Consider the following 12,729-nt stretch of genomic DNA (forward strand, 5'->3'; position numbering starts at 1 on the left):
CCGGACCCCTCTTCCGGCCGGTCGCGGCCATACCTGTTCGACGGGGAGCGCGTGAGCACGTACACTCATGCCTCGTTGGTCCCCACCGGCGAACCCGCTCCGTGCGTGCACTCCGTGCATCCGGGTGGATGCGGTACGTTGGGGGAACACAAAGGGTCGTAGCTCAATTGGTAGAGCACTGGTCTCCAAAACCAGCGGTTGGGGGTTCAAGTCCCTTCGGCCCTGCTACACGCATCGTCACCAGGGTGCGTGCGTGCGTACGTACTGAAGTGCACCGCCGTGCGGCTCGACCCGGGCGCGGCACGGCCACGACCCGGATTCAGGTGAGGACGTAGTGACGGAAGCCCTTGGCTCCACCGCGACGCCTGAGAGCGGTCGTCCCGAGGACCAGGTGGCCGCCAAGAAGGGCCGCCGTGGTGGCAAGCGCGGGAAGAAGGGCCCCCTGGGCCGCCTCGCGCTCTTTTACCGTCAGGTCGTCGCCGAGCTCCGCAAGGTCGTCTGGCCTTCCCGTGGCCAGCTGTCCACGTACACCACTGTGGTGATCGTCTTTGTCGCCATCGTCATCGGTCTCGTGACCGTGATTGACTATGGGTTCGAGCAGGCCGTCAAGTACGTCTTCGGCTGAGCCCGCGCGTAAGGCGGCCTTCCTCGGAAGGTCCGCCTCTTCGCCCGTTCCACCCCCTTGAAGCCAGGAAGAAGCAGCCAAGTGTCTGACCCGAACCTGAACGACGCCGCCGAGCCCGTCGAGGCGACGGAGGCCGACGTGGACGCTCCGGCTCCGGCTGCCTCGGAAGAGGTCGGCGAAGACACCGAGACGCAGATCGTCGAGAACGCCGACGGCGCCGACGAGATGGACGCGGCCGAGGCCGCCGCGGGCGAGCCGGCCGAGGAGGCCGCCGTGCGCGTCGAGGACGAGACCGCGATCGCCGCCGACGAGGCCGGGGCCGAGGAGGAGGCCCCCGTCGAGGAGGCCGCCCAGGACCCGGTCGAGAAGCTCCGCGAGGAGCTGCGCGGCCTGCCCGGCGAGTGGTACGTCATCCACACCTACGCCGGCTACGAGAACCGCGTGAAGACCAACCTGGAGCAGCGCGCCGTCTCGCTGAACGTCGAGGACTACATCTTCCAGGCCGAGGTGCCGCAGGAAGAGGTCGTCCAGATCAAGAACGGCGACCGCCGCACCGTCCGCCAGAACAAGCTCCCCGGCTACGTGCTGGTGCGCATGGACCTGACGAACGAGTCCTGGGGCGTCGTCCGCAACACCCCGGGCGTCACCGGCTTCGTGGGCAACGCCTACGACCCGTACCCGCTGACCCTGGACGAGATCGTCAAGATGCTCGCCCCGGAGGCGGAGGCCAAGGCCGCCAAGGAGGCCGCCGAGGCCGAGGGCCGTCCGGCCCCCGCCCGCAAGGTCGAGGTCCAGGTGCTGGACTTCGAGGTCGGCGACTCGGTCACCGTCACCGACGGCCCGTTCGCGACGCTCCAGGCGACGATCAACGAGATCAACGCCGACTCGAAGAAGGTCAAGGGCCTCGTCGAGATCTTCGGTCGCGAGACCCCGGTCGAGCTGAGCTTCGACCAGATCCAGAAGAACTGATCCACGGTTTTCCGAGACAGGTCAGGCCGGCTGCACAGCCGTCCTGACCTGCTCGGTTTCAGGCCGTACGGCGGTACCCGTTATCGTGGTGCGGTATGCCTGCGTCCCATGGGCGCACGGCAGGAAAACTCTCACTAGGACCCGGAGAGAGCAATGCCTCCCAAGAAGAAGAAGGTCACGGGGCTGATCAAGCTCCAGATCCAGGCCGGTGCCGCCAACCCGGCTCCGCCGGTCGGCCCCGCGCTGGGTCAGCACGGCGTCAACATCATGGAGTTCTGCAAGGCCTACAACGCCGCGACCGAGTCGCAGCGTGGCATGGTCGTGCCGGTGGAGATCACGGTCTACGAGGACCGTTCCTTCACCTTCGTGACCAAGACTCCGCCGGCCGCGAAGCTGATCCTCAAGGCCGCGGGTGTGGAGAAGGGCTCCGGCGAGCCGCACAAGACCAAGGTCGCCAAGATCACCCGCGACCAGGTCCGTGACATCGCCACCACCAAGATGCCCGACCTGAACGCCAACGACCTGGACGCCGCCGAGAAGATCATCGCCGGCACCGCCCGTTCCATGGGCATCACGGTCGAGGGCTGACCTCCACCCCTTCAGCACCCGTGGAAGGGCCAGGCGCTGGCCCGGACCACGACTCCAATCACCACTGAGGAGTTTCAGTGAAGCGCAGCAAGACTCTTCGCAACGCGGACGCGAAGATCGACCGGGAGCGTCTGTACGCCCCGCTCGAGGCCGTCCGTCTGGCGAAGGACACGTCCTCCGTCAAGTTCGACGCGACCGTCGAGGTCGCCCTGCGTCTGGGTGTCGACCCGCGCAAGGCCGACCAGATGGTCCGCGGCACCGTGAACCTTCCGCACGGCACCGGTAAGACCGCCCGGGTCCTGGTCTTCGCGACCGGCGACCGTGCCGAGGCCGCGCGTGCCGCCGGCGCCGACATCGTCGGTGCCGACGAGCTCATCGACGAGGTCGCCAAGGGCCGTCTGGACTTCGACGCCGTCGTCGCCACCCCGGACCTCATGGGCAAGGTCGGCCGCCTCGGCCGCGTGCTCGGTCCCCGTGGCCTGATGCCGAACCCGAAGACCGGCACGGTCACCCCCGACACGGCCAAGGCCGTGACGGACATCAAGGGCGGCAAGATCGAGTTCCGCGTCGACAAGCACTCGAACCTGCACTTCATCATCGGCAAGGTCTCGTTCGACGAGAAGGCGCTGATCGAGAACTACAGCGCGGCGCTGGAGGAGATCCTCCGTCTGAAGCCGTCCGCCGCCAAGGGCCGCTACGTCAAGAAGGCGACCCTGACCACCACGATGGGCCCCGGCATCCCGCTGGACCCGAACCGCACCCGCAACCTGCTGGTCGAGGACGAGACCGTCTGAGGACCGCTGTAGCGCGCGTGTGACGCTCGTGGGCCGGGCCCCGCACCCTTTCCGGGTGCGGGGCCCGGCCGCGTCGTAGGCGGCGCCCAGCGGGGCGTACAGCGGCGCGCACCGGGCTCCCGACCTGCGGCTCGGCCGGCCCGGACGCCCGTTCGGGGCCCGATTTGCAATCGGAAGCCCGCTTCCCGTACCTTGTGGCGGAAGCCAAAGACCGCTGGTCGTTGCTGCGCCTCCACCTGGGGGTGTGGTGACCGAAGGATCCGCTAGCTGCGGGCGACCTGCGCAGGTGACATCGGAATTGCACTCCCGTCGAGGCGTGCGCGACAGCGCGCCCCCACGGTCGAGTCACGCCCCGTGCACCTGTGCCGGGGCGTTTCGTTTTGCCCAGGCCCCTTCTCGCGCCTATGCGGTCCGAATCACCCGGAAGGAGGCCGAGGCTCATGGCGAGGCCCGACAAGGCTGCCGCGGTTGCCGAGCTGACGGACAAGTTCCGCAGCTCCGGCGCCGCTGTGCTGACCGAGTACCGCGGTCTCACCGTGGCGCAGCTCAAGCAGCTGCGCCGTTCGCTCGGTGAGAACGCGCAGTACGCCGTGGTGAAGAACACGCTGACCCAGATCGCGGCCCGTGAGGCCGGGATCACGCTGGACGACCAGCTCTTTGCTGGTCCGACGGCCGTTGCCTTCGTCACCGGTGACCCGGTGGAGTCGGCGAAGGGTCTTCGTGACTTCGCCAAGGAGAACCCGAATCTCATCATCAAGGGCGGTGTCCTTGATGGCAAGGCGATGTCCGCCGATGAGATCAAGAAGCTTGCGGACCTCGAGTCCCGCGAGGTTCTGCTCAGCAAGCTGGCCGGTGCCATGAAGGGCAAGCAGTCCCAGGCTGCCTCGCTCTTCCAGGCGCTGCCGACGAAGCTCGTCCGCACCGTGGACGCGCTCCGCGCCAAGCAGGCCGAGCAGGGCGGTGCCGAGTAATTCGGCTCGCGCATTGATCCGCGCCGCACGGCGCTGATCGCAGCGGGCCGCACGCCCGCCGACATGTACATTTCGGCACCTGCCGATTAGTGGAAGGACCGCCATCATGGCGAAGCTGACCAAGGACGAGCTGCTCGCGCAGTTCGAGGAGATGACCCTCATCGAGCTGGCCGAGTTCGTCTCCGCCTTCGAGGAGAAGTTCGACGTCACCGCCGCTGCCGCCGCCCCGGTCGTCGTTGCCGGCGGTGCCGCCGGTGGCGCCGCCGAGGCCGTCGAGGAGAAGGACGAGTTCGACGTCATCCTCACCGGCGCCGGCGACAAGAAGATCCAGGTCATCAAGGTCGTGCGCGAGCTGACCTCCCTCGGCCTGAAGGAGGCCAAGGACCTGGTCGACGGCACCCCGAAGCCGGTCCTGGAGAAGGTCAACAAGGAGACCGCCGACAAGGCTGCCGAGTCCCTCAAGGGCGCCGGCGCCACCGTCGAGGTCAAGTAAGACCTCGGAGGTCCGCTGAGACCTCCTGGAGCCCCCGTGGCTCCCTCGGCTCCGGCCGGACCCCGGTCCGGCCGGAGCCGGCAACCAAGGGCGATCACCCGTGCGGGTGGTCGCCCTCGGTCGTTCCCGGGGCGGATGCGCGCGGCCGGGCCGGAGGAAGAGTATGGTGATCTTCCATGTCGCCGGTGCGCGCCCTCCGGGCGTGTCGCCGGCACCCGTGGACCGTGCGCCGGGCGTGCGCGGCGGGGCCGCTGCGAGGGGCGGCCGGGCCGCCGCGGCAGGCGGCCGGAGGCCGAGGGGCCTTGACGAACGGCACGTCGCGCGCGATTCTCAGGACGCGAAAACGGACGCGTCGCCACATCGGTCCTCCGTACAGGCATGGATCGAGGGCGGAGAGGGAAGTATCGTCATGCGCTCGCGGCGCATGGCCGGCGTCGGGCGGGCGCCAGGCGATGTGAACAACGGGATCCCGGAGGGAGAGATTGGTATCGCACCGCTCTCCGGAAATCCGCTCTGGACATCAGTGGGCCTTGTGGCTACACTGACCCTTTGCGCTGCCTGTTAGCTGCTCCCTGCCCGTCACCAGGGGCATGCCCACTCTCCCACACAGTTGATGAAACCCCGCTGACCTGGGATTTCTTCCCTCTGTACGGAGTGGGACCGGTACGCGCGTAGTGAGTCCGAGCCCTCGGAAGGACCCCCTCTTGGCCGCCTCGCGCAACGCCTCGACCGCCAATACGAACAACGGCGCCAGCACCGCCCCGCTGCGCATCTCCTTTGCGAAGATCAAGGAGCCCCTCGAGGTTCCGAACCTCCTTGCGCTGCAGACCGAGAGCTTCGACTGGCTGCTCGGCAACGCCGCCTGGAAGGCTCGCGTCGAGGCAGCGCTGGACAGTGGTCAGGACGTCCCCACCAAGTCCGGTCTGGAGGAGATCTTCGAGGAGATCTCCCCGATCGAGGACTTCAGCGGGTCGATGTCGCTGACCTTCCGCGACCACCGTTTCGAGCCCCCGAAGAACTCCATCGACGAGTGCAAGGAGCGCGACTTCACGTACGCGGCCCCGCTCTTCGTCACGGCCGAGTTCACCAACAACGAGACCGGCGAGATCAAGTCCCAGACGGTCTTCATGGGCGACTTCCCGCTCATGACGAACAAGGGCACCTTCGTCATCAACGGCACCGAGCGTGTCGTGGTCTCCCAGCTGGTCCGCTCGCCGGGTGTCTACTTCGACTCGACGATCGACAAGACCTCGGACAAGGACATCTTCACCGCCAAGATCATCCCCTCCCGGGGTGCCTGGCTGGAGATGGAGGTCGACAAGCGCGACATGGTCGGTGTCCGCATCGACCGCAAGCGCAAGCAGTCCGTCACCGTCCTCCTGAAGGCGCTCGGCTGGACCACCGAGCAGATCCTCGAGGAGTTCGGCGAGTACGAGTCCATGCGCGCCACCCTGGAGAAGGACCACACCCAGGGCCAGGACGACGCGCTGCTCGACATCTACCGCAAGCTGCGCCCGGGCGAGCCCCCGACGCGTGAGGCCGCGCAGACGCTGCTCGAGAACCTCTACTTCAACCCGAAGCGCTACGACCTGGCCAAGGTCGGCCGCTACAAGGTCAACAAGAAGCTGGGCGCGGACGCCCCGCTCGACGCCGGTGTGCTGACCGTCGACGACATCATCGCGACGATCAAGTACCTGGTGAAGCTGCACGCCGGTGAGACCGAGACCGTCGGTGAGAACGGCACCTCGATCGTCGTCGAGACCGACGACATCGACCACTTCGGCAACCGTCGTCTGCGCAACGTCGGCGAGCTCATCCAGAACCAGGTCCGTACCGGCCTGGCCCGTATGGAGCGCGTCGTCCGCGAGCGGATGACCACCCAGGACGTCGAGGCGATCACGCCGCAGACCCTGATCAACATCCGGCCGGTCGTCGCCTCCATCAAGGAGTTCTTCGGCACCAGCCAGCTGTCCCAGTTCATGGACCAGACCAACCCGCTGTCGGGTCTGACCCACAAGCGCCGTCTGTCGGCGCTGGGCCCGGGTGGTCTCTCCCGTGAGCGGGCCGGCTTCGAGGTCCGGGACGTCCACCCGTCGCACTACGGCCGCATGTGCCCGATCGAGACGCCCGAAGGCCCGAACATCGGTCTGATCGGCTCGCTCGCCTCGTACGGCCGGGTCAACGCGTTCGGCTTCGTCGAGACCCCGTACCGCAAGGTCGTCGACGGCCAGGTCACCGACGAGGTGCACTACCTGACCGCCGACGAGGAGGACCGCTTCGTCATCGCCCAGGCGAACGCGCCCCTCACCGAGGAGCTGCGCTTCGCCGAGGCCCGCGTGCTGGTCCGCCGCCGTGGCGGCGAGATCGACTACATCGCGCCGGACGAGGTCGACTACATGGACGTCTCGCCGCGCCAGATGGTGTCGGTCGCGACCGCCATGATCCCGTTCCTCGAGCACGACGACGCCAACCGCGCGCTCATGGGATCGAACATGATGCGCCAGGCCGTGCCGCTGATCAAGGCGGAGTCCCCGCTGGTCGGCACCGGCATGGAGTACCGCTGCGCGGTCGACGCCGGCGACGTCATCAAGGCGGAGAAGGACGGTGTGGTCCAGGAGGTCTCCGCGGACTACATCACCGTCGCCAACGACGACGGCACGTACAACACGTACCGCGTCGCCAAGTTCAACCGCTCCAACCAGGGCACGTCCTTCAACCAGAAGGTCGTCGTCGACGAGGGTGACCGCGTGGTCACCGGCCAGGTGCTGGCCGACGGCCCGTCCACCGAGAACGGTGAGATGGCGCTCGGCAAGAACCTGCTCGTGGCGTTCATGCCGTGGGAGGGCCACAACTACGAGGACGCGATCATCCTGTCGCAGCGCCTCGTGCAGGACGACGTCCTCTCCTCGATCCACATCGAGGAGCACGAGGTCGACGCCCGTGACACCAAGCTGGGCCCCGAGGAGATCACCCGGGACATCCCGAACGTCTCCGAGGAGGTCCTCGCCGACCTCGACGAGCGCGGCATCATCCGCATCGGTGCCGAGGTCGTGGCCGGCGACATCCTGGTCGGCAAGGTCACCCCGAAGGGTGAGACCGAGCTGACGCCGGAGGAGCGCCTGCTCCGCGCGATCTTCGGTGAGAAGGCCCGTGAGGTCCGTGACACCTCGCTGAAGGTGCCGCACGGCGAGATCGGCAAGGTCATCGGCGTGCGCGTCTTCGACCGCGAGGAGGGCGACGAGCTGCCGCCGGGCGTGAACCAGCTGGTCCGCGTCTACGTCGCGCAGAAGCGCAAGATCACCGACGGTGACAAGCTCGCCGGCCGTCACGGCAACAAGGGTGTCATCTCCAAGATCCTCCCGGTCGAGGACATGCCGTTCCTCGAGGACGGCACCCCGGTCGACATCATCCTCAACCCGCTCGGTGTCCCGTCCCGAATGAACCCGGGACAGGTCCTCGAGATCCACCTCGGCTGGCTCGCCAGCCAGGGCTGGAAGGTCGAGGGCGACGAGGACTGGATGAAGCGGCTCCAGGCGATCGGCGCCGACGAGGTCGCCCCGGGCACCAACGTCGCGACCCCGGTCTTCGACGGTGCCCGCGAGGACGAGCTGGCCGGTCTGTTCGAGCACACCGTGCCGAACCGCGACGGCGAGCGCATGGTGCTCCCGTCCGGCAAGGCCCGGCTGTTCGACGGCCGCTCCGGCGAGCCGTTCCCGGACCCGATCTCGGTCGGGTACATGTACATCCTCAAGCTGCACCACCTGGTCGACGACAAGCTGCACGCCCGTTCGACCGGCCCGTACTCCATGATCACCCAGCAGCCGCTGGGTGGTAAGGCCCAGTTCGGTGGCCAGCGCTTCGGTGAGATGGAGGTGTGGGCGCTGGAGGCGTACGGCGCCGCCTACGCCCTGCAGGAGCTCCTGACCATCAAGTCCGACGACGTCACCGGCCGTGTGAAGGTCTACGAGGCGATCGTCAAGGGCGAGAACATCCCCGAGCCCGGCATCCCCGAGTCCTTCAAGGTGCTCATCAAGGAGATGCAGTCCCTCTGCCTCAACGTGGAGGTGCTGTCCTCGGACGGCATGTCCATCGAGATGCGGGACACCGACGAGGACGTCTTCCGCGCGGCGGAGGAGCTCGGTATCGACCTGTCCCGGCGCGAGCCGAGCAGCGTCGAAGAGGTCTGACGGGTCTGGCCGGGGCCTCCCACCAGGAGGCCCCGGCAGTCCCCGGACCCCCAGACCACTGATGTAGAGCCCATGTCCCGCTCCGGCGGGAGGGCGCACGAACCCTGAAAGAGGGATTGACGACAAAGTGCTCGACGTCAACTTCTTCGACGAGCTGCGGATCGGCCTGGCGACCGCGGACGACATCCGAACCTGGTCCCACGGCGAGGTCAAGAAGCCGGAGACCATCAACTACCGCACCCTGAAGCCGGAAAAGGACGGGCTCTTCTGCGAGAAGATCTTCGGCCCCACCCGGGACTGGGAGTGCTACTGCGGCAAGTACAAGCGTGTCCGCTTCAAGGGCATCATCTGTGAGCGCTGTGGTGTCGAGGTCACTCGCGCCAAGGTGCGTCGTGAGCGGATGGGCCACATCGAGCTGGCCGCTCCCGTCACCCACATCTGGTACTTCAAGGGCGTCCCGTCGCGCCTGGGCTACCTGCTGGACCTGGCCCCGAAGGACCTCGAGAAGGTCATCTACTTCGCCGCCTACATGATCACGTGGGTGGACGAGGAGCGCCGGCAGCGCGACCTGCCCTCGCTGGAGGCCCACGTCTCCGTCGAGCGTCAGCAGATCGAGCAGCGCCGCGACGCCGACCTGGAGGCCCGTGCCAAGAAGCTCGAGGCCGACCTGGCCGAGCTCGAGGCCGAGGGTGCCAAGGCCGACGTGCGCCGCAAGGTGCGCGAGGGTGCCGAGCGTGAGATGAAGCAGCTGCGCGACCGTGCGCAGCGCGAGATCGACCGCCTGGACGAGGTCTGGAACCGCTTCAAGAACCTCAAGGTCCAGGACCTCGAGGGCGACGAGCTGCTCTACCGTGAGCTGCGCGACCGCTTCGGCACCTACTTCCAGGGTGCGATGGGCGCCGCGGCGCTGCAGAAGCGCCTCGAGTCCTTCGACCTGGACGAGGAGGCCGAGCGCCTCCGCGAGATCATCCGGACCGGCAAGGGCCAGAAGAAGACCCGTGCGCTCAAGCGCCTCAAGGTCGTCTCCGCCTTCCTGCAGACCCGCAACAGCCCCAGCGGCATGGTGCTGGACTGCATCCCCGTGATCCCGCCGGACCTGCGTCCGATGGTGCAGCTGGACGGTGGCCGCTTCGCGACCTCCGACCTGAACGACCTGTACCGCCGTGTGATCAACCGCAACAACCGTCTGAAGCGTCTGCTCGACCTCGGTGCCCCCGAGATCATCGTGAACAACGAGAAGCGGATGCTCCAGGAGGCGGTCGACGCCCTCTTCGACAACGGCCGTCGTGGTCGCCCGGTCACGGGCCCCGGCAACCGTCCGCTGAAGTCCCTCAGCGACATGCTGAAGGGCAAGCAGGGTCGATTCCGTCAGAACCTGCTCGGTAAGCGTGTCGACTACTCGGCCCGTTCCGTCATCGTCGTCGGCCCGCAGCTGAAGCTGCACCAGTGCGGTCTGCCCAAGGCCATGGCGCTGGAGCTCTTCAAGCCGTTCGTGATGAAGCGCCTGGTCGACCTGAACCACGCGCAGAACATCAAGTCGGCCAAGCGCATGGTCGAGCGCGGCCGCACGGTCGTGTACGACGTGCTCGAAGAGGTCATCGCCGAGCACCCGGTTCTGCTGAACCGTGCGCCCACGCTGCACCGCCTCGGCATCCAGGCCTTCGAGCCGCAGCTGGTCGAGGGCAAGGCCATCCAGATCCACCCGCTCGTCTGCACCGCGTTCAACGCGGACTTCGACGGTGACCAGATGGCCGTCCACCTGCCGCTCTCCGCGGAGGCGCAGGCCGAGGCCCGCATCCTGATGCTGTCCTCGAACAACATCCTCAAGCCGGCCGACGGCCGTCCGGTCACCATGCCGACCCAGGACATGGTGCTCGGTCTGTTCTTCCTCACCACCGACGAGGAGGAGCGCGAGGTCATCGGCGAGGGCCGGTCCTTCGCGTCCGTCGCCGAGGCGATCATGGCGTTCGACGCCCGGGAGCTCTCGCTCCAGGCGAAGGTCGACATCCGCTTCCCGATCGGCACCGTCCCGCCGCGTGGCTGGACCCCGCCGGCCGAGGAGGAGGGCGAGACCACGTGGCAGCAGGGTGACAGCTTCCGTCTGCGCACCACGCTGGGCCGCGCGCTCTTCAACGAGCTGCTGCCCGAGGACTACCCGTTCGTCGACTACTCGGTGGGCAAGAAGCAGCTCTCCGAGATCGTCAACGACCTCGCCGAGCGCTACCCCAAGGTTGTCGTGGCGGCGACGCTGGACAACCTGAAGGCGGCCGGCTTCCACTGGGCGACCCGTTCCGGCGTCACCGTGGCCATCTCCGACGTCGTGGTCCCCGAGGCCAAGAAGGAGATCGTCGCGGGCTACGAGGCCCAGGACGAGAAGGTCCAGAAGCAGTACGAGCGCGGTCTGATCACCAAGGACGAGCGCACGCAGGAGCTCATCGCGATCTGGACCAAGGCGACCAACGAGGTCGCCGAGGCGATGAACGCGAACTTCCCCAAGACGAACCCCATCTTCATGATGGTTGACTCGGGTGCCCGAGGAAACATGATGCAGATGCGGCAGATCGCCGGTATGCGTGGTCTGGTGTCGAACGCGAAGAACGAGACCATCCCGCGTCCGATCAAGGCCTCGTTCCGCGAGGGTCTGTCCGTGCTGGAGTACTTCATCTCCACGCACGGTGCCCGTAAGGGTCTCGCCGACACCGCCCTCCGTACCGCCGACTCGGGTTACCTGACCCGTCGTCTGGTGGACGTCTCCCAGGACGTGATCATCCGCGAGGAGGACTGCGGCACCGACCGTGGCCTGAAGCTGACGATCGCGACCCGCGGCGAGGACGGCGTCCTGCGCAAGGCCGAGGACGTCGAGACGAGCGTCTACGCCCGCATGCTGGCCGAGGACGTCGTCGTCGACGGCAAGGTCATCGCGCCGGCCAACGTCGACCTCGGTGACGTGCTCATCGACCAGCTCGTCGCGCACGGCGTCGAGACGGTCAAGACCCGCTCGGTCCTCACCTGCGAGTCCGCGGTCGGCACCTGTGCCTTCTGCTACGGCCGCTCGCTGGCGACCGGCAAGCTGGTGGACATCGGTGAGGCGGTCGGCATCATCGCCGCCCAGTCCATCGGTGAGCCCGGTACCCAGCTGACGATGCGTACCTTCCACACCGGTGGTGTGGCCGGTGACGACATCACCCAGGGTCTGCCCCGTGTCGTCGAGCTCTTCGAGGCCCGTACGCCCAAGGGTGTCGCCCCGATCTCGGAGGCGGCCGGCCGCGTCCGGATCGAGGAGACCGAGAAGACCAAGAAGATCGTCGTCACCCCCGACGACGGCTCCGACGAGACCGCCTACGCGATCTCCAAGCGAGCCCGTCTGCTGGTGGGCGAGGGCGACCACGTCGAGGTGGGCCAGAAGCTCACCGTGGGTGCCACCAACCCGCACGACGTGCTGCGCATCCTCGGTCAGCGGGCCGTCCAGGTCCACCTGGTCGCCGAGGTCCAGAAGGTCTACAACTCGCAGGGTGTGTCGATCCACGACAAGCACATCGAGATCATCATCCGGCAGATGCTGCGCCGCGTGACGATCATCGAGTCCGGCGACGCGGAGCTGCTGCCGGGCGAGCTCGTGGAGCGCTCGCGCTTCGAGTCCGAGAACCGTCGTGTGGTCACCGAGGGCGGTCACCCCGCCTCCGGCCGTCCGCAGCTGATGGGTATCACCAAGGCCTCGCTGGCGACGGAGTCCTGGCTGTCGGCCGCCTCCTTCCAGGAGACGACCCGAGTCCTGACGGACGCGGCGATCAACGCCAAGTCCGACAGCCTCATCGGCCTCAAGGAGAACGTCATCATCGGTAAGCTCATCCCGGCCGGTACGGGCCTGTCCCGCTACCGCAACATCCGGGTGGAGCCCACCGAGGAGGCCAAGGCCGCGATGTACTCGGCCGTCGGTTACGACGACATCGACTACTCGCCCTTCGGCACCGGCTCCGGCCAGGCGGTCCCGCTGGAGGACTACGACTACGGTCCGTACAACCAGTAGGACCGGTTGGGCCAGTAGGCAGTAGCGATCACGCACAGGGCGGCCACCCCCTCGGGGGTGGCCGCCCTGCGGCGT

8 protein-coding genes and 1 tRNA gene are annotated in these 12,729 nt (G+C 67.4%); all 9 read left to right on the forward strand.

Going from position 1 to position 12,729, the window contains the following annotated elements; translation table 11 throughout:
• Positions 1–152: 152 nt before the first annotated feature.
• The 9 genes from IE305_RS21440 to IE305_RS21480 all read left to right on the forward strand — a co-directional run bounded on the left by IE305_RS21440 (position 153) and on the right by IE305_RS21480 (position 12,654).
• Positions 153–225, forward strand: a tRNA-Trp gene (locus tag IE305_RS21440).
• Positions 226–334: 109 nt separating this feature from the next.
• On the forward strand, positions 335–625 hold the full coding sequence (secE, locus tag IE305_RS21445; RefSeq protein ID WP_190131306.1) for a preprotein translocase subunit SecE: 291 nt from the start codon (positions 335–337) through the stop codon (positions 623–625).
• 81 nt (positions 626–706) lie between these two features.
• Entirely contained in the window at positions 707–1,594 is an 888-nt protein-coding gene (nusG, locus tag IE305_RS21450; RefSeq protein ID WP_190131307.1) for a transcription termination/antitermination protein NusG, read from the forward strand.
• Positions 1,595–1,747: 153 nt separating this feature from the next.
• Complete coding sequence (gene rplK / locus IE305_RS21455) at positions 1,748–2,182, forward strand: 50S ribosomal protein L11 (RefSeq protein WP_030412999.1); 435 nt, start codon at positions 1,748–1,750, stop codon at positions 2,180–2,182.
• A 77-nt stretch (positions 2,183–2,259) separates the two neighbouring features.
• The gene (gene rplA / locus IE305_RS21460; RefSeq protein ID WP_190131308.1) at positions 2,260–2,976 is read left to right on the forward strand and encodes a 50S ribosomal protein L1; all 717 of its coding nucleotides are present in this window, start codon (positions 2,260–2,262) and stop codon (positions 2,974–2,976) included.
• A gap of 440 nt (positions 2,977–3,416) precedes the next feature.
• Positions 3,417–3,947 carry a 50S ribosomal protein L10 gene (rplJ, locus tag IE305_RS21465; protein WP_190131309.1) on the forward strand — a complete coding sequence of 177 codons (531 nt, stop codon included), beginning with the start codon at positions 3,417–3,419 and terminating at the stop codon, positions 3,945–3,947.
• A gap of 106 nt (positions 3,948–4,053) precedes the next feature.
• Positions 4,054–4,440, forward strand: a complete 387-nt coding sequence (gene rplL, locus IE305_RS21470; protein ID WP_190131310.1) for a 50S ribosomal protein L7/L12 — start codon at positions 4,054–4,056, stop codon at positions 4,438–4,440.
• A 704-nt stretch (positions 4,441–5,144) separates the two neighbouring features.
• The gene (rpoB, locus tag IE305_RS21475) at positions 5,145–8,627 is read left to right on the forward strand and encodes a DNA-directed RNA polymerase subunit beta (RefSeq protein WP_190131311.1); all 3,483 of its coding nucleotides are present in this window, start codon (positions 5,145–5,147) and stop codon (positions 8,625–8,627) included.
• A 127-nt stretch (positions 8,628–8,754) separates the two neighbouring features.
• On the forward strand, positions 8,755–12,654 hold the full coding sequence (locus tag IE305_RS21480; RefSeq protein WP_190131312.1) for a DNA-directed RNA polymerase subunit beta': 3,900 nt from the start codon (positions 8,755–8,757) through the stop codon (positions 12,652–12,654).
• Positions 12,655–12,729 lie beyond the last annotated feature (75 nt).

This window comes from Streptomyces mashuensis (assembly GCF_014654785.1).
In the GTDB taxonomy this organism is placed as follows: Bacteria; Actinomycetota; Actinomycetes; order Streptomycetales; family Streptomycetaceae; genus Streptomyces; species Streptomyces mashuensis.